Here is a 17,377-nt window from a genome sequence, read left to right as displayed (position 1 = left end):
TAATTATACCAAAAAAACGCTCAGACCTCACGGTCTGGGCGATTTTTTTCTAGGGGAGTTTTTTTACAGCCCCTTTTCTACATTTTTCTATTTATGCAATTTCATTCACTTCTCACTACCCTTCTATCTGACGCAGCACCTTGCGGAACTGGAAATAGAACAGTACAGACGTAAAGCTTACCGCCAGCACATCCGCTACCGGCTCTGCCATATAAACTGCCATTGCCTGATTGCCGGTAAAAATGTGTGGCATAATATAAATAAGTGGCAGTAATAATACGAATTTACGCATCACCGCTACAATAATGGAAGATACTGCTTTTCCCAGTGATGTAAATGCCATCTGACACGCCATCTGGATTCCGAATATCAGAATTGCCATAAGATAAATCCGAAGTGCATTTCCCGTATATGCAATCAGTGCCGCATCTGAGGTAAACATGGCTGCAAATGCTCTTGGAAATGCCATCACCAGTACCCACAAAGCAAAGGAAAATCCTACATCAATTTTCAGTAATAAGAAATAGGCTTCTTTTACCCTGTCTGCTCTTTTGGCTCCATAATTATAGCTGATAATCGGCTGCGCTCCCTGACCCAATCCCTGTAACGGAAGTAGTGCAAACTGCATGACACTGGTTAATATGGTCATGGCTCCTACTGCCATATCTCCGCCATATCGTAATAACGAAGAATTAAAGCAGACTGAAATCACGCTCTCGCTTGCCTGCATAATAAACATTGCTGTTCCAAGTGCAATACTCGGCCAAATAATATTTGCCTGCAATATCATATTTTTTCCTTTCAAGCGAAGATGCGTTTTCTTTCCACATAAAAAAGCCAGCACCCAGATACAGGAACATGCCTGGGAAAGAACTGTTGCCAGTGCTGCTCCTTTTACACCCATGCCAAAGCCAAAGATAAATACCGGATCCAGTGCAATATTAATCACTGCACCAATCAGTACCGACAGCATACCGGTTCTGGCAAATCCCTGCGCCGTAATAAATGCATTCATCCCCAGAGTCAACTGCACAAAAATCGTTCCTATGGCATAAATATTCATATAATCAGTAGCAAAAGAAATTGTATTTTCGCTGGCTCCAAATGCCAGAAGAAAACCTCTGTTTCCCGCCAGCAGAAATGCAGTCAGTATCAGTGATACAATAATCTGGGTGCAAAAACAGTTCCCCAGCGTTTTTTCCGCCTTGTCCTTCTCTCCCTTTCCCATAAATATGGTTGCCCGTGGTGCACCACCATTACTAATCAGTGCTGCAAACGCAGATACTACCATAATCAGCGGCATGCATACACCGACTCCGGTCAGTGCCATTGCACCATCCCCCGGAATATGGCCGATATACATACGGTCTACTATGTTATACATCATATTAATCAACTGGGCTGCAACGGTAGGCAATGCCAGCTTTAATAACAGCTTTCCTACCGGTTCTGTTTCTAAAAATGTTCTGTCATTGGTCTGTTCCATGTGATTCTCCTTACCTTCTATTCGCGTAACTATGGGAAACACGCTTTGCAATTTCCTCGCTACTCGCGTAAAAAAAGAACCGACCAGTAGTCGATTCTTTTCCAAAATATTAATGCCGGCAGCGGGACTTGAACCCGCACGTGGTTGCCCACAACAGATTTTGAGTCTGCCTCGTCTGCCATTCCGACACGCCGGCATTTATTCGGTTCAGTCGAACCGAACAAATGAAAGTTTATCATATTTTCTAATAGATTGCAAGTTTATTTTTCCGGGTCTTTCATATTTTTCAAAATGTCAAAGCAGTCAAATGTTGCAAAATAATCCTTCGGTGTCTCTGCACGACGGATAAGCTGTACGGAGCCATCTTCCTTCAAAAGTAACTCAGCGGATTTTAATTTACCATTGTAGTTATAACCCATGGAATAACCATGTGCTCCGGTATCATGAATTACCAGATAATCGCCCATGTCAATCTTCGGTAACATACGGTCTACGGCAAATTTATCGTTGTTCTCACAAAGAGAACCGGTTACATCATATTTGTGGTCGCATACGCTGTTGTCCTTGCCCAGCACGGTAATGTGATGATATGCACCATACATTGCAGGACGCATCAGGTTTACTGCACATGCATCCACACCAATGTATTCCTTGTGTGTATGTTTCTCATGAATTGCCTGCGTCACAAGGCATCCATAAGGTGCTAACATAAAACGGCCCATCTCAGTATAGATAGCTACATCACCCATACCTGCCGGAACTAAAATTTCATCATAAACCTTGTGTACGCCTTCGCCGATAACACGGATGTCGTTTGGTTCCTGGTCTGGTGTATAGTTCACACCAACTCCACCGGAAAGGTTGATAAAGCTGATATGGCAGCCTACTTCTTCTTTTAATTTAACAGCTACTTCAAAAAGCTGTTTTGCAAGCATCGGATAATACTCGTTGGTTACGGTATTACTTGCTAAGAATGCATGAATACCAAAATTCTTTGCACCTTTTTCTTTTAAAATCTTAAAGCCTTCAAATAACTGCTCTGTTGTAAATCCGTATTTTGCATCTCCCGGGTTATCCATGATACCGTTGCTCATTTTGAACACTCCGCCCGGATTATATCTGCAGCTGATGGTCTCTGGAATCTTACCGATTGTCTTCTCTAAGAAGTCGATATGGGTAAAGTCATCCAGATTGATGATTGCGCCAATCTTGTCTGCAAATTTATATTCATATGCAGGGGTATCATTGGAAGAAAACATAATATGCTTTCCGTCAAATCCCTGGGAATCAGCTAACATCAGCTCTGTCTGGGATGCACAGTCGCAGCCGCAGTCATACTCTTTTAAAATATTTAAGATAAATGGGTTCGGAGTTGCTTTTACTGCAAAATACTCACGGAATCCCGGATTCCATGCAAATGCTTCTTTTACTGCCTTTGCATTTTCACGGATGCCTTTTTCATCATAAAGGTGAAACGGGGTTGGATATGTCTTTACAATTTCTTCAATCTGTTCTTTTGTCACAAATGGTTCTTTCTTCATAATAGTTAGTCTCCTTCACGCCTCAGCTAAGTAGTATTCTAAAATTCCCACTGTGACTTGTCAACCCGTCAAAGTAATTTTTATGCATTTTCTGTGTTGCGCGGAAAGGTCAGCGTTACCTTAAAGAAATCTCCATCCACTAACAGGTGGAAGCTTCCATGCATAAGCTCCGTCAGGCTCTGGGCAATGGATAATCCAAGACCGCTGCCTTCCGTATTTCTGGAGCTGTCTCCCCGGACAAAGCGTTCCTGCAGTTCTTCTCCCGTCATATGCAAAGGACTCTTGGAAATATTTCGAAACACGATGGAAACATTTCTCTCATCCTGTTCTAAGTCAAGATAAACTCTGGTTCCCGGCTGTGCATATTTATAAATATTATTCAACAGATTATCAAAAACTCTCCACAGATGTCTTCCATCTGCCAGAACAGAAAGTTCTTCTTCGGGATGATGAATCACAAGCTCTAAATTCTTTGCCTGCAGCCGTTCCTCATATTCGCCCGCTGCCTGTGTCAACAATACCTCCGGCACACATTTTTCCCAGTTGACTTTTAACACACCGGAGGATGCCTTGGATGCTTCAATTAAATCTTCAATTAATTTCTTTAACCGGGCAGACTGTCGTGTCAGCACTTCCAAGTATTCCTGCACCTTCGGATTTTCCACATCCTCTTTGGTCAGCAAATCCACATAATTAATAATAGAAGTAAGCGGTGTTTTAATGTCATGGGATACATTGGTGATAAGCTCTGTTTTAAAATGCTCGCTCTTCATCCGCTCATCCAGTGCTGTCTGCATTCCGCTTCCAATCTGATTCAGATGCTCTGCATAATTTTTAAATTCTCCACGCATATGGCTGGTGTCCATCTGATAATCATAGTCACCCTCTGCAATCTTCTCACCACCCTGCTTCAACTGATTGAGATTTGCCAGTATGATGCAGAATATCAGGAAAAGTGCTGCCTTTTCTACCAGAAATACCAGGAAAATCCACTCCCAGTTGTAACTGTCTTCCAGCATCAGAACACCGATAAATTCTATGAAAGTAATGCCCAGTGCAATCACTACACCTTTATAAATAAACGGCATATGCTTTTTAATATAAGACAATGCCTGTTTCAGCCATTTTACAAACCGGCATAACAGCGTGTTTCTCCACAACGTCTTTGTCTTATGCCTTACTGAGCAGCTCATGAGAAATACTAAAAGCAGGGTTGCTGTCAATACTGCCAGTATCACAATGGCAGCAAAGGAGCCTATGTCCGTTCCGTAAAATCCCCATATGTTTCCAAAAAATCCTGCCACACAGGCTGCAACGATATAAAGCATCAGTCCATAGAGTTCCAGCGGAATCTTATCGATAAAACTTCTCTGTATTCTGCCCTCTTCATCCTTCTTTCCGGCAGTCCGTACCAGCGTAACCAGTAAAATAACTGCTCCAATTGTACTTACTGCAAGTACCGCAAAGATTGCATAGCGGGTCTTATATGCAAAATCAATATATTTCATTTTAAAATACAAATCATCATGATAAGTCAAATCCCCCAGCGGGAAGAATGCCACTGCATAAATATCACCTCTTGAAAGATTTGCATCCTGTTCTTCTACTTCCGTAAATATCTGCTCCGGACTGTTTAAAACATCTATGGTAATTCCCGGATAACAATAACTGTCATAATTTCCCACGATTGCCATGTATTCCGGAATGACGCTTGCCAGATTTCCGTTTTCTATGGTACAGATTCGTTCCACGGAAGTATCTACACTCTTTTTAAATACATAAAAATTAAAGTTCGTCTCATCAGCCAGGCTGTATGCACAAGACCGCGCATCCTCTATATCATAATTTACAAAGTCTGAAAAAATTTCTGCTGCCAGACAGGAACCAATCTGCTCCTGAAAGTCTGCCGCTGTTTCCTTCTGGCTGTTTCGATAGATCTGGCTGTCTATCATTTCCAGCGTAAATACTGCAGATAAAAATGCAATTGAAGTCAGTAAAATAAATGCAATGACTGCGCTTGCTCTTCTGATGCTTCTTTTTTTCTTTTTCATGGCGTGTTTCCTCTTTCCATCTTATAGCCCTGTCCCCACACCACTTTTAAATATCGTGGATTTGCAGGGTCATACTCTAATTTTTCCCGAAGATGGCGAATATGCACTGCCACTGTACTTTCTGAGCCAAACGGCGCATCTTTCCATACTTTGCGATAGATATCCTTTGGAGAAAATACAACTCCGGGCTGTTCCATAAACAGTTTCAAAATATCATACTCTGTAGGGGTAAGACTCACCGCATCTCCGTCCAGCGTCACAACCTTGGCACTGTCATCTAATTCAATGCCACCGATGGCAAGATTCTTCTTTGTCATGTTTCCACCTCCCAGCTGCATATAACGGCGCAGCTGGGATTTTACTCTTGCCTGGACCTCCACCGGATTAAATGGCTTGGTAATATAATCATCTGCTCCCACCATAAGTCCTAAAACCTTATCGTTGTCTTCACTTTTTGCAGTCAGGAAAATCACAGGGACATTGCTGTTCTCACGAATCTTCACCATGGTCTGGATGCCGTCCATTTCCGGCATCATAATATCCATGAGCACAAGATGTATCTCTGTTTTCTGCATCATTTCAATTGCTTCCCGACCGTTATAAGCCTCGTAAATTCCATAGCCATCCGATGCAAGATAGATTTTTAACGCGGACACGATATCCGGTTCATCATCACATATCAATATGTTATACATTTTCTTTTCCCCTTTCCAAGTACACCATTATTGTATCGAATGAACCTTTAAGAACCAAGGCACCAAGTCTTTAAGATTTCTTTAACATCACGCAAATACTGTCTGTATCAACACCATATAAAGCACGGTTCCCACACCGATGCTCAGTAAATTATTTCTTTTCCACACATGTAAAACGATAACTACGAAAACTGCAATAAATTCCGGCAGACCAAAGGGAAACTTCACTACATTTACTGCCTTTAAGCAGTAAATAACAAGCATTCCCACAACTGCAGGCGGCAGCACTTTTCCAAGATATTTTACGATTTCCGGAATTTCTTTTTTCCCGCTGAATAATACAAACGGAATTGCCCTTGTTGTAAATACAACCAATCCGCAAACCACAATAATTAATAACGACCGTTCCACGCTAATCGGCATTTTCCGCTACCTCCTTTTCTTCCATCACCTTACGACCGGATAAAAGAATTATCATAATACAAATCATGGATGGCAGAATGAAATTATCACTGCCAAAGATAAGCAGGCAGATAAGGGATGCTGCAATTCCGGTCAGCGCCGGCAAGTGATTCCTGCTGGTCAGCCACTGCTCCACAAAAATTACGACAAACAATGCTGTCATGGCAAAATCAATACCCGTTGTGTCAAACGGAATCAGCGTTCCGGCAATGGCTCCGATGGCAGAGCCAATAATCCAGTAAAGTTGGTCTAACAACGCAATGGAAAATAGGAATTTGTGCTCATCCACGCCCTCCGGCACTTTTGTAATAAAGAATAAGGAATAGGTCTCATCTGTCAGGGAAAAAATCATATATAATTTCTTTTTTCCCATATCACGGAATTTTTCTATTAAAGACAGTCCATAAAAGACATGCCGGATATTTACCATAAATTCTAAGAATATAATCTGCAGGAAACTGACTCCCGGTGCAAAGAAATTAACAGCCAGATACTGTCCGCTTCCGGCGTACACCAAGATACTCATCAGAATTGCCCAAAGAAAATTGTAGCCTTTTTCCTGGTACATCACGCCAAATGCAATTCCTATAAAAAGATAACCTGTCAATACCGGTATCGTATACGGAAATGCTGCCTTCACTGCTTTGACATAGCCATTTTGTTTCATTCTGTAATCCTTCTTTCTAATTTGCCCTTTCTACATCAAACACAATAACTCTACAATATGAGACTTCAAAAAACAAGTTTTTTATGCTATACTAGAATAAATTGTAATTTTAATACACAGCCTGGAATTCGCATCTTAATGAGAAAGAAGAATTTCAGATTATGAAAGGAGTTCTATCCATGCAGATTGATCCGATTACCGCTGCGCTTGGAAGTACCGCTGCTTCCACAACCTCTGTAAACGGTGTAAATAATTTTGAATCCTATTTAAATAATGCAGGCAACAATTCCCTTGCATCTATCTTTCAAAAAGCCTCCGATACCTATGGTGTCTCTGTTTCTCTTCTGACCGCCATGGCAAAGCAGGAATCCAATTTTCAGGCAAATGCCACTTCCAAATCAGGAGCCATGGGCATCATGCAGCTAATGCCTTCCACTGCTTCTTATTTTGGCTGTACCGACCCTTATGACCCGGAACAGAATATTATGGCAGGTGCCAAATATATCAGCGAGCTTTTAAATAAATACAACGGAGATACCTCCCTTGCTCTTGCCGCCTACAATGCAGGCAGCGGCAACGTAGCAAAATACGGTGGAATTCCTCCATTTAAAGAAACCCAGAATTATGTAGCCAAGATCACCGGCTATATGCAGGAAGGTGTCACTCTTCCGGACGGAACAGCCGTTGCTGCAAGTTCAAACAGCAATGCTGCCTACAATGCAGGCACTATAGATAATTCCCTTTCTGTCAGCCAGTGGGATTCCCTTGAACAGGATGCCCTGCAGGATATTCTTGACCGCTTCTTTAATTATGATGATTATTTACGTTTTTTGAATATGTTTATGAAATTTATGTAAGATGACTGCAAAAATGCAACCCGGATATTTGTTGCTTCCTAAAAAGCATAGTTTTAGGGGCATTACAAATATCCGGGTTGTATTTTTTTTGCGGATTCCTGGAGGAGCTGGGAATTCTGGCTTCGCTGACTCTCGTCAGGGTAAAAGGCTGGCATTTCTGCGGTTTTTTACCCAATTCAAAGATTCTTACAGCTCCTTCATCATTTCCTGTACTAACTTTGCACAATGCTCTGCTGCTTTCTTTTCAAAAGTTGGATAATCCTCCTGTGCAGAGCCATCTGCTTTATCTGAAATTGCACGAATGACTACATATGGGATGTTATTTAAAGTTGCTGCCTGCGCGATGGAGGCTCCCTCCATCTCCGTACAGTCCGGATGAAATTCTGCAATCAATGCATCCTTTATCTCTTTGCTGGAAATAAACTGGTCACCACTTACTACGCGGCCTTCTGTTACATGAATATCCGGATTTACTTTTTTACATACCTCTACGGCAGTCTTACACAACTTTTCATCTGCCACAAAAGCAAGCTGCTCTAATCCCGGAATCTGTCCTTTTGTATAGCCTAATGGTGTCACATCCATGTCATGCTGAATAGCATCCTTAGATACTAAAATATCTCCGATATCTAATACAGGATTCAAAGAGCCTGCTACACCGGTATTGATAATATGTGTTACATCATATAAATCTGCAAGAATCTGCACGCACATTGCTGCATTTACTTTTCCTACACCGCACTGTACCACTACTACCGGCATTCCTTTTAAATTACCCTCATGAAATTCCATGCCGGCTTTCTTTGTAATCTGGTCTGTATCCATATTTTTCTTTAATGTTGCTACTTCTAATTCCATAGCTCCGATAATTCCGATTTTACTCATGTTTTCTTTCCTCTTTCTGCCGATTTCCTACTTATGCATTACGCAATACATTTTTCATATCTGCTTTAAAGCAAATTTTCCAAGCATTCTCTACGCCGGATAATTCAGATGCGCATCATCAATATGATAGAGCACATTGTTTAAATAGCGGTCTGCCAGATAGTTTGCCATACCAAGGTTCATATCAAGATAGTTGCCGCAGTCTTTTGGACTCGCACCCGGTACTTCACCTTTAAAGTCACGGATAAACTCAAACATGCGAATCATCAGTGGCACAATATCTTTGGATGTATAATCTCCTGCCAGCAGCAAATAAAAGCCGGTTCTGCAGCCCATCGGTCCAAAGTATACGGTTTTGCTGGCATACTCTGCGTCATTTCTTAAAAAGGTTGCGCCAAGATGCTCTATGGTATGCACCTCTGCGGTATTCATAACCGGTTCATCATTCGGTGATGTCATTCTTAAATCAAAGGTTGTTACTGTACTGTCTCCTACGGCATCCTTTCTTGATACATAGACACCCGGCTGCAGTTTAATATGGTCAATTGTAAAGCTTGCGATTTTCTCCATGTGCTTCTTCCTTCTTTCTCTTTTTTCAGAGTAAATTTATCATGCATTTTCTATTGTGTCAAATTTTCTAACAGTAACCCACAAGATTTCTTGCTACTCACCTGCAGAACCTGCCACCGGCAGCTTCTTACGGATGCGTTGCAGCGTAAAAAAGTAAGATGCATACTCTTCGTACACATCTTACTTTTTATCTCCACCATCCTTTATGCGGTAATATTTTTTCCGTTTTCCTGAATGCACTTTGCATACCAGTAATAGCTGTCTTTTGGGATTCTCTTAAAATCTCCGCTGCCGTCATCATGTCTGTCCACATAAATGAGCCCGTAACGCTTCTTCATTTCGCCGGTTCCGGCACTGACAATATCCATGGCTGACCAGATGGTATAGCCGAACAGGTCTACACCGTCCTCGATTGCCTCGCCCATTGCTGCGATATGGTCATTGAGATAGGAAATACGGTAATCATCGTGGATGCTTCCATCTGCACCGACTTCATCCGGTGCACCAAATCCATTTTCCACCACCATCATCGGAAGATGATAGCGATCCCAAAGTTCATTTAATGTATAGCGCAATCCCTTCGGGTCTATCTGCCAGCCCCACTCACTGGCGGTCAGATACGGATTCTTGGCTCCCTCCAAAAGATTTCCATCGGTCTGCTCTGCTGCATCATCTATCGTGGCACAGTTTGTCATGTAATAGCTGAAGGTATAGAAGTCCACACAGCCTGCTTTTAAAATTCCATCATCCTCCGGCTCCTTCTGAATCGTAATTTGATGTTCTTTAAAATAACGGTTCATATAAGACGGATAACTGCCGAACACGGCTACATCTCCGGCAAATTTATTTAATAGCCGGTCTTTGTGCTGGCACTCTAACATATCTTCCGGCCGGCAGGTCAGCGGATACTGCGTAATGTGTCCAATCATACAGCCCACTTTTATTTCCGAGCTGATTTTCCTTGCTTCTATCACCGTTTTTGCTCCGGCAATAAACTGGTGATGTAATGCCTGGAATCTTACTTTTTCGTCTACGGTCATGGATTTAAGAGAAATGAATGCTTCCCCGCCGAGATATTTCCCATCAATCAGCCCCAGCGACTTATAAGCACCCATTGGCATTACGCCAAAGTTAATCTCGTTAAATAAAAGCCAGTAATGTACCTCTTCTTTAAAATAATTCATTACACAACAGGCATAACGAACAAAATCATCAATTACTTCCCTGTTTGCAAAACCACCCTTTTCTTTTACCAGATACCACGGCATTTCAAAGTGGCTTAAGGTCACCACTGGCTCTATGCCAAGGAATTTACACAGGGTAAAGATGTTTTTATAAAAAGAAAGTCCTTCCTGATTCGGCTCCTCTTCGCATCCGGTTGGAAAAATTCTTGCCCAGCTGATACTCATGCGATAACATTTGCAGCCCATCTCCGCCAAAAGGCGGATATCTTCCTCATAATGATGATAATGGTCTACCGCATCATGGCTCGGATAGAATGCTCCTTCTTCCATAGTACTGCGAAACATCCGTGGTTTTCCGATTCCGCCGCCTTTGACATAGTCCTGTATGGTAAGTCCCTTTCCTCCTTCTAAATATCCTCCTTCGCACTGGTTCGCAGCGGTGGCTACGCCCCATAAGAAATTTTCTTTAAATTCCACTTGCACTCCCCCTATCGCTCTATTTTCCTTTCGAGGAATTCACCCAGCCGCTCATCAGAATATATGAGATTTACGGTCTGATAAAAATGCTGATAGCCGTCTCCTGCAAAAGAATGGAATGGTGCATCCTTTTTATAATTCTCCTGCAGTTCCCATTCAAAACAGTCTATCAAATCTGTCAGATAATTTTTCTGAATCGGAATAATGTCATGTGCCGGATAAATTTTATAATCCTCTGTTACTTTTAATGCCAGCTCCTTCAAGCTGTGAAGTGTGCTCTGGAAGGGAGCCTGCACATCATTTCCCTGAAAATGCCAGATGTTGTGTGCAGATATCTGGTCTCCGGAAAAGAGCCATTTCTTCTCCTCTTCCAGAAGCATAATATGTCCATAGCTGTGTCCCGGCGTATGTAATACCGTAAATTCAATATCTCCCAGCGAAATCTTGTCTCCATGACAGAGAAAATGAGGTTTCGTCTTACTGCTGATTCTCCACTCCGGGAACTCTTCCGGTATCAGTTCTTTTGTCCAGGGCATTTTATTTACCCTGTAATCCATTGCTTTTTTACGCATCTCTGTAGTGTCATTCCAAAGAAGCTTTCCCCAGTCCAGCGGATGTATCCACACTTCATCAAACCATTTGCTTCCAAGACCATGATCCGGGTCACCGTGGCTTAACACCAGCATAACCGGCAAATCTGTAATTGTACGAACCAATGGCATGATATTTTCATAGCCATAGCCAATGTCAAAGAGCATTGCCTTATCACTTCCTATAACAAGATAACAATGCACACTCTCTGTCTCCGTAATCACATAAAGCTGATCCGATATTTTTTCCACTACATTCAGACTTTTTTCCATTAAGCTGCTTCCTCTCCATAAATGCTGTCATCAAATCCTAACACCCAGGTTGATACAAAGCTTACTACAATGGTAATTGCTGCTGCAGCAATTGCAAAATAGAAGTTGCTCATCGTTCCATCCGGATTTAAGAAAATCGGCATTGTAAAGAAGGATGGAGCGCCGAAGCTGTATACTCTTACGCTGAAGATTGCACAGAAGATTGCGTTTACTATACATGCAATCCAGGTAGCAATCAAAGGTTTCTTCATTCGTACACAGATTCCATAAAGGGTAGGCTCTGTAACTCCTGCCAGGAATGCTGTAATTGCACAGGAAGATGCCAGTGTACGAAGGTTTTTATTTTTAGTTTTTAACATACAAGCTAATGCTACACCGAACTGTGAGAAGTTCATTCCGATAAATGCAACGAATAACATATTATCATATCCTGCTGTTGCAAACATGGACATTACAAGCGGAATCAATGCAAGATGCATTCCGGTTAATACTAAAAGTGGTGCAAGACAGCCAACAATTAATACAGAAGACCAAGGTGCTACATTATTGATTGCGGTCAGTGCTTTGCATAAAAGGTCTCCACAATAGCTTCCGATTGGTCCGGTAATACATAACATAACTGGAATCATGATAATAACAGACAGTAACGGTTTAAATACAAATTTAACTGCTGCTGGAACAATTTTAACTACCAGCTTCTCTACATAGCTGAAGATCCAGATGGTTAAAATAATCGGAATTACGGTAGAGCTGTAATTTACTGTTTTCACCGGCAGTCCGAAAAGTGATACAAAGCTTCCCTGCTCCGTTAATCCAATCAATGTCGGACTAATCATAATTGCACCAAGGAAAACACTGGTCATAATATCACAGCCGAATTTCTTGGCAGAAGTATATGCCAGTAATACCGGCAGGAAATATAATGCTGCATTTCCAACCATGCTGATGATGGTATAGGTTGTGCCTTCTGTACTCAGTCCGCACTTGGTTAAAATAATCAGTAATGCTGAAATCAATCCACTACACATAATCAGTGGAATTGCCGGTCCTAAAATGGCAGAAAGCACATTGAGAATTTTTGATACAATTCCATTTTTCTCCGGTGCTGCATCTGCTTTTTCAACCTTCTTGCCATCACTGCTGTTTTCAATCTTATGCTTTGCTACAATTGCAGCATAAGCGGATGCTACATCATTTCCAATGATAACCTGAACACCACCAACACTTTCTACTACGCCCATGACATCCGGCAGCTTCTTGATTCCTTCCAGTTCTGCCTTAGACATATCTGCAAGCTGAAAACGAAGTCTTGTAGCACAGTGAAACAGCTTGGTAATATTTTGTTCTCCTCCCAGCCGGGTAATAATTTCATCTCCCAGCTTCTCATAATTTTTTCCCATAAACATTCTCCTTTCATAAATGACCCGCATTTATTTTGTTAAGCTTATTATACCGTGCTTTTATGTTTCAGGAAATTTATACTTTTGCGTCACTAATAGCGAAATCCTCTGCCTAGTTCTGTCCACCTAACAGCTCTTTTACATAGTCAAAGAATTCTATCATATCCCCTTCTCCGCCATAATGTGCTGCAATAACTTCTGTAATCTGCTTACCGCCATAAGAAAATGGCTTTTTAAGATAAATGCGATAAATCTTATTTCTGCCATCCTGCTCATGGTCAATCATAGAAAGACGGTTGCTTCCGATGGTCTCCTCCGACACCTTCTGTTCCTGATATTCATAGCCGATTCTTTTCTTTAAATCATCAAAGTCTGCCACTTCTTCTATCAGATACAGACTGTCCTTTGTGCCATATTTTTTCCGGAGCTTTTCTTCCTTTTCCTTCCAGTAGTTATTTTCAAGCTTATCAACATTTCTCCCCAGCCGCATAATCTGCTCATTGTCTGCAAAGAGGTCGAGATAAGTAAAGGAAGCATCCTTTAATACCAGCTCCTTTTCCGATGTAATCCGAAGCTGGTAATTCCGGCAATACCGCTCCTTTCTCTGTTCAAATAAATATTCCGGGATAACTGTTATCTCACTGATTCGCTCCCCTAAGAAGCCTTTTAATTTATTCTGCACATTATAAATGCTGCTGGCACTCTGGTCACTGATAAATAAAATATCCGGTTTTCTTCTGTTCCGTTCAATGGCAGATGCAAAATAAAGCACCAGATAGCCCATTTCCGCATCCGGAATCTCTGTATTTAAAACAGGACTTAAACAGGTTCTTAAAAGATGCATTTCCAGCGGATACCGCTTCGCCATTTCTTTGGTATGATTACCGATATTATTACGTCCATTCTGAATCCGGAGTTCCATTCTTGACACATGGTCTGATAAAACCTCTAAAAGGTCCCGCTCCACCTGCAATTTAAGTCCGGTTTCCTCCTGCACCCGCTGGATAAATACTTCTAATTTCTGCAGCATATCCAGTTGAATGTCCGTCTCCTTACAGACCATATTCAATTCCTTTAACCGTGCCTCTACATTCTGCTTTTCCTTCTCCTTAAACCGATAGGTGCACACCTTTTCGATTTCATCTACCAGCTCAGTAGAAAGTCTGCCAGGCATTTCAGTTGTGCCATCCTCTTCCTCTGTTACCGGAAATCCCATCTGGCTTCGCATCATGCATACTGCCAGATAACGTGCAAAATCATGATAGGCTTCTCCCGATACGATAAACTGGTTTCTGGTAAATACTTCTGCCAGAACAGCCTGTAACTTCTTCTGATTTTCTGTAAACTGCTCCATCTCTTCTTCCGAAAACAACATATGATAATCCTGTCTGCTCTGCATGGTCTTCATGCACATGATTCTCTTTACATTCTCCGATGCCTGAATCTTAAGTCCATATTGTCCGGATACCAAAAGATTTGCCCCCGGCGTGCGGCTTATAATCCGCTTTACCTGCGGCAGGTCAGAAGTTACAGATGACCGGGAAAAGAATAATCGCTCAGAAATCGTTCCAATACTGGTATACTCCTTTTCAAACAGCAGTAAAGTAATAATCTGCTTGGAATGCACATAGTTCTCCTGTCCGTAACTTTTCTGTTCCTGCTCTAATGCAATCTTATTTTTCAAAAGATACCCCAGCCGGTTATTAGACTGTATCAGAGGCTCTCCTGACTGTTTTTCATTGATTGCCTTAATATCCATCTGCAGTGTCCTGCTGCTCACCCCGATATTTTCCCGCAGAAGGGAACCACTCATCCAGCCATCTGCACTTTTTAAGACCGCTATAATCTTTAACTGTCTGTCTGTATACATTTCATCCTATCTCCTGATTTTTTTCCATTCTTCTATCAGCCGCTCCAGACTCCATGCAGCATTGGCAGGACTGGTGGACGGCAGCTTGCAGATTTCTGCCTTATCCTTACAGGAACAGTATTTCATAAATAATTCGTAGGCTTTTGCGCCATTTAGGAAAACAGCCTCGATGGGAGCCTCCGTTAACAGCCGTTCAATATCATTTGCCACAACATTTGTTATGCTGCTGTCTGAAGATCCTGCTATGTCGCAGGATGCAATAACATCCCAGATAGCAATATGATTTTCAAGAAGAAATGCCTTCTTTTCTTCTATCGTCTCTGGGACCTCACAGCCGCATACTGCCGCCGTTACTTTCCAGAAGCGGTTTCTCGGATGGCCGTAGTAAAACCGGTTCTCTCTCGACTTGACCGACGGGAACGTGCCTAAGATTAATACTCTGGATTTTTTATCGTATACCGGGGCAAAAGTATGCATAACATGTTCTGTCTCCATCTTGTTTTCTCCTTTATAAAATGCTACACTAAAAAAGTTGAATTATCTTTACTATAAAATAGAATGACAAAATAATCAATTTTAAAGGACGATAATCATTATGTATATTCAATTAAATGGTCAGATTCTCTATTATGAAAAATATGGCGAAGGGCAGCCTTTCCTGCTAGTGCATGGAAATGGCGAAACCCACGAAATTTTTGATGTACTGATTCCGGAGCTTGCCGAACATTACACCGTTTATGCCATCGATTCCAGAGGTCACGGTCTTTCTGCTTCTCCAAAAGAACTTCATTACATGGATATGGCAGACGACATGGCAGCTTTTATTGATGCCTTAGAATTAAAGGCCCCTCTCTTTTATGGCTTCAGTGACGGCGGTATCGTCGGACTTCTCTTAGCTTCGAAATACCCGGATAAGCTCTCCAAGCTTATGATCAGTGGTGCAAACCTGACGCCAAAGGACATCAAAGGAAGAGACTACCGCCGCATCCGCAGGGAATGCAAAAAAAATCCGAATCCTTTTTCCACAATGATGCTCAATGAGCCAGATATCCAGCCGGTGGACTTACATAAAATCAAGATTCCAACCCTTGTCTTAGCCGGCGAAAAAGATTTAATCAAGAAAAAGGTTACAAAAAAGATTGCAGAAAATATTGAGCATGCCACTCTGGTTATTGTTCCGGGAGAAGGTCATGGAAGTTATATTGAACACAGTGATAAATTATATCCGCTTCTGTACTCTTTTTTAAACAAATAATCCATTGCAAACTTGAATTGCTGTGCTATAATAATTGCAGACCAAAATGAAAAAGGAGCTATTATGGAACATCTGATTATACCAAAAAATTATCAGTCTCAACTTAACCTGCATGATACACAGATTGCGATTAAAACAGTGAAAGATTTCTTCCAGAATCTGCTTTCCCTGCGTTTAAACCTTTCCCGTGTTTCAGCACCACTTTTCGTTGACCCTGATTCCGGATTAAATGATAACTTAAATGGTGTGGAGCGTCCGGTTACGTTCACCATCAAAGAACAGAATGAGCGTAAAGCAGAAGTTGTTCACTCTCTTGCTAAATGGAAACGTTATGCCTTAAAGCATTATGATTTCAAAGAGGGCGAAGGTCTTTACACCGATATGAATGCTATCCGCCGCGATGAAATCGCAGATAATATCCACTCTATCTTCGTAGACCAGTGGGACTGGGAAAAAGTCATTGCAAAGAAAGACCGCAGCATGGAAACTTTAAAAGATACTGTCCGTACTGTATACAAATGTCTTCGTAAAACAGAAAAATATATGGCTATCCAGTACGATTATATTGAAGAGATTCTTCCGCATGATATCTTCTTCATTACCACTCAGGAATTAGAGGATATGTTCCCTGAAAATACTCCAAAGGAGCGTGAATATTACATAACCAAGGCAAAGGGTGCTGTCTGCATCTTACAGATTGGTGATGTCTTAGAATCCGGCGAACGTCATGACGGACGTGCCCCGGACTACGATGACTGGTCTTTAAATGCCGACATCTTAGTATACTATCCTGTCCTTGATATTGCTCTGGAATTATCTTCCATGGGAATCCGTGTAGACAAGGCTGCACTGCTCTCACAGCTTGATAAAGCAGGCTGCCCGGAACGTGCTAAGCTTCCTTTCCAGAAAGCAATCATTGATGGCAAACTTCCATATACCATCGGTGGAGGAATCGGACAGTCCCGTATCTGTATGTTCTTCCTTCGTAAGGCCCATATCGGAGAAGTCCAGTCTTCTCTCTGGCCGGAAGACATGTGCAAGGCTGCAGCAGATGCAGGTATCCAGTTATTGTAAAACGAACTATGCATAAATATTAAATCCCCGGTATCATATC

General features: G+C 41.8%; 16 protein-coding genes and 1 tRNA gene. 3 read left to right on the top strand and 14 right to left on the bottom strand.

Annotated features, from left to right (window positions below; genetic code table 11):
- Positions 1-115 precede the first annotated feature (115 nt).
- The 7 genes from OCV43_RS11140 to OCV43_RS11110 all read right to left on the bottom strand — a co-directional run bounded on the left by OCV43_RS11140 (position 116) and on the right by OCV43_RS11110 (position 6,902).
- Positions 116-1,486, bottom strand: coding sequence for an MATE family efflux transporter (locus OCV43_RS11140; protein WP_262624114.1), 1,371 nt, complete (start codon positions 1,484-1,486; stop codon positions 116-118).
- Between the two features lie 113 nt (positions 1,487-1,599).
- A tRNA-Leu gene (locus OCV43_RS11135) sits at positions 1,600-1,682 on the bottom strand.
- A 64-nt stretch (positions 1,683-1,746) separates the two neighbouring features.
- Entirely contained in the window at positions 1,747-3,027 is a 1,281-nt protein-coding gene (locus tag OCV43_RS11130) for a diaminopimelate decarboxylase (protein ID WP_022242696.1), read from the bottom strand.
- 80 nt (positions 3,028-3,107) lie between these two features.
- The gene (locus tag OCV43_RS11125; RefSeq protein WP_262624113.1) at positions 3,108-5,078 is read right to left on the bottom strand and encodes a sensor histidine kinase; all 1,971 of its coding nucleotides are present in this window, start codon (positions 5,076-5,078) and stop codon (positions 3,108-3,110) included.
- Complete coding sequence (locus tag OCV43_RS11120) at positions 5,075-5,773, bottom strand: response regulator transcription factor (protein ID WP_022242694.1); 699 nt, start codon at positions 5,771-5,773, stop codon at positions 5,075-5,077. The genes OCV43_RS11125 and OCV43_RS11120 overlap by 4 nt, the downstream gene beginning before the upstream one ends.
- A gap of 87 nt (positions 5,774-5,860) precedes the next feature.
- The gene (locus tag OCV43_RS11115) at positions 5,861-6,196 is read right to left on the bottom strand and encodes a branched-chain amino acid transporter permease (RefSeq protein WP_022242693.1); all 336 of its coding nucleotides are present in this window, start codon (positions 6,194-6,196) and stop codon (positions 5,861-5,863) included.
- Positions 6,186-6,902 (bottom strand): AzlC family ABC transporter permease, encoded by a 717-nt coding sequence (locus OCV43_RS11110; RefSeq protein WP_022242692.1) that lies wholly within the window; start codon positions 6,900-6,902, stop codon positions 6,186-6,188. The genes OCV43_RS11115 and OCV43_RS11110 overlap by 11 nt, the downstream gene beginning before the upstream one ends.
- A gap of 161 nt (positions 6,903-7,063) precedes the next feature.
- On the opposite strand from OCV43_RS11110, the gene OCV43_RS11105 reads away from it, so the two are divergent.
- A complete protein-coding gene (locus OCV43_RS11105) occupies positions 7,064-7,759 on the top strand; it encodes a lytic transglycosylase domain-containing protein (protein WP_227701351.1) in 696 nt (231 codons plus the stop codon).
- Between the two features lie 186 nt (positions 7,760-7,945).
- Here OCV43_RS11105 and OCV43_RS11100 read toward each other — a convergent pair whose 3' ends face one another.
- The 7 genes from OCV43_RS11100 to OCV43_RS11070 all read right to left on the bottom strand — a co-directional run bounded on the left by OCV43_RS11100 (position 7,946) and on the right by OCV43_RS11070 (position 15,503).
- Entirely contained in the window at positions 7,946-8,644 is a 699-nt protein-coding gene (locus tag OCV43_RS11100) for a 5'-methylthioadenosine/adenosylhomocysteine nucleosidase (RefSeq protein WP_227701352.1), read from the bottom strand.
- 90 nt (positions 8,645-8,734) lie between these two features.
- Positions 8,735-9,214, bottom strand: a complete 480-nt coding sequence (locus tag OCV43_RS11095; protein ID WP_117946762.1) for an S-ribosylhomocysteine lyase — start codon at positions 9,212-9,214, stop codon at positions 8,735-8,737.
- A gap of 203 nt (positions 9,215-9,417) precedes the next feature.
- Entirely contained in the window at positions 9,418-10,875 is a 1,458-nt protein-coding gene (locus OCV43_RS11090; protein WP_262624112.1) for a glycoside hydrolase family 1 protein, read from the bottom strand.
- Between the two features lie 11 nt (positions 10,876-10,886).
- Positions 10,887-11,738: an MBL fold metallo-hydrolase gene (locus OCV43_RS11085; RefSeq protein WP_262624111.1), complete on the bottom strand. Its 852-nt coding sequence runs from the start codon at positions 11,736-11,738 to the stop codon at positions 10,887-10,889.
- Positions 11,738-13,138, bottom strand: coding sequence for a PTS transporter subunit EIIC (locus OCV43_RS11080; protein ID WP_022242686.1), 1,401 nt, complete (start codon positions 13,136-13,138; stop codon positions 11,738-11,740). Before OCV43_RS11080 ends, OCV43_RS11085 begins: the two co-directional genes overlap by 1 nt.
- Positions 13,139-13,250: 112 nt before the next feature.
- Positions 13,251-15,008 (bottom strand): BglG family transcription antiterminator, encoded by a 1,758-nt coding sequence (locus tag OCV43_RS11075; protein WP_262624110.1) that lies wholly within the window; start codon positions 15,006-15,008, stop codon positions 13,251-13,253.
- 6 nt (positions 15,009-15,014) lie between these two features.
- Positions 15,015-15,503 carry a DNA-deoxyinosine glycosylase gene (locus OCV43_RS11070; RefSeq protein ID WP_117696752.1) on the bottom strand — a complete coding sequence of 163 codons (489 nt, stop codon included), beginning with the start codon at positions 15,501-15,503 and terminating at the stop codon, positions 15,015-15,017.
- A 100-nt stretch (positions 15,504-15,603) separates the two neighbouring features.
- Here OCV43_RS11070 and OCV43_RS11065 point away from each other — a divergent pair, with 100 nt between their 5' ends.
- Together OCV43_RS11065 and asnA are read left to right on the top strand one after the other, a co-directional pair.
- Positions 15,604-16,263 carry an alpha/beta fold hydrolase gene (locus OCV43_RS11065; RefSeq protein WP_022242683.1) on the top strand — a complete coding sequence of 220 codons (660 nt, stop codon included), beginning with the start codon at positions 15,604-15,606 and terminating at the stop codon, positions 16,261-16,263.
- Positions 16,264-16,326: 63 nt separating this feature from the next.
- Positions 16,327-17,337, top strand: coding sequence for an aspartate--ammonia ligase (gene asnA, locus OCV43_RS11060; RefSeq protein WP_022242682.1), 1,011 nt, complete (start codon positions 16,327-16,329; stop codon positions 17,335-17,337).
- Positions 17,338-17,377 lie beyond the last annotated feature (40 nt).

The organism is Roseburia amylophila (assembly GCF_025567465.1).
GTDB classification, from domain to species: Bacteria; Bacillota; Clostridia; order Lachnospirales; family Lachnospiraceae; genus Roseburia_C; species Roseburia_C amylophila.
This window is presented reverse-complemented; position numbering and strand designations above follow the sequence as displayed.

What these genes read in the sequence shown, in the direction of transcription:
- OCV43_RS11140 (WP_262624114.1), bottom strand. Translation starts at nt 1,486, where the DNA reads ATGGAACAGACCAATGACAGAACATTTTTAGAAACAGAACCGGTAGGA.
- OCV43_RS11130 (WP_022242696.1), bottom strand. Translation starts at nt 3,027, where the DNA reads ATGAAGAAAGAACCATTTGTGACAAAAGAACAGATTGAAGAAATTGTA.
- OCV43_RS11125 (WP_262624113.1), bottom strand. Translation starts at nt 5,078, where the DNA reads ATGAAAAAGAAAAAAAGAAGCATCAGAAGAGCAAGCGCAGTCATTGCA.
- OCV43_RS11120 (WP_022242694.1), bottom strand. Translation starts at nt 5,773, where the DNA reads ATGTATAACATATTGATATGTGATGATGAACCGGATATCGTGTCCGCG.
- OCV43_RS11115 (WP_022242693.1), bottom strand. Translation starts at nt 6,196, where the DNA reads ATGCCGATTAGCGTGGAACGGTCGTTATTAATTATTGTGGTTTGCGGA.
- OCV43_RS11110 (WP_022242692.1), bottom strand. Translation starts at nt 6,902, where the DNA reads ATGAAACAAAATGGCTATGTCAAAGCAGTGAAGGCAGCATTTCCGTAT.
- OCV43_RS11105 (WP_227701351.1), top strand. Translation starts at nt 7,064, where the DNA reads ATGAAAGGAGTTCTATCCATGCAGATTGATCCGATTACCGCTGCGCTT.
- OCV43_RS11100 (WP_227701352.1), bottom strand. Translation starts at nt 8,644, where the DNA reads ATGAGTAAAATCGGAATTATCGGAGCTATGGAATTAGAAGTAGCAACA.
- OCV43_RS11095 (WP_117946762.1), bottom strand. Translation starts at nt 9,214, where the DNA reads ATGGAGAAAATCGCAAGCTTTACAATTGACCATATTAAACTGCAGCCG.
- OCV43_RS11085 (WP_262624111.1), bottom strand. Translation starts at nt 11,738, where the DNA reads ATGGAAAAAAGTCTGAATGTAGTGGAAAAAATATCGGATCAGCTTTAT.
- OCV43_RS11080 (WP_022242686.1), bottom strand. Translation starts at nt 13,138, where the DNA reads ATGGGAAAAAATTATGAGAAGCTGGGAGATGAAATTATTACCCGGCTG.
- OCV43_RS11075 (WP_262624110.1), bottom strand. Translation starts at nt 15,008, where the DNA reads ATGTATACAGACAGACAGTTAAAGATTATAGCGGTCTTAAAAAGTGCA.
- OCV43_RS11070 (WP_117696752.1), bottom strand. Translation starts at nt 15,503, where the DNA reads ATGGAGACAGAACATGTTATGCATACTTTTGCCCCGGTATACGATAAA.
- OCV43_RS11065 (WP_022242683.1), top strand. Translation starts at nt 15,604, where the DNA reads ATGTATATTCAATTAAATGGTCAGATTCTCTATTATGAAAAATATGGC.
- asnA (WP_022242682.1), top strand. Translation starts at nt 16,327, where the DNA reads ATGGAACATCTGATTATACCAAAAAATTATCAGTCTCAACTTAACCTG.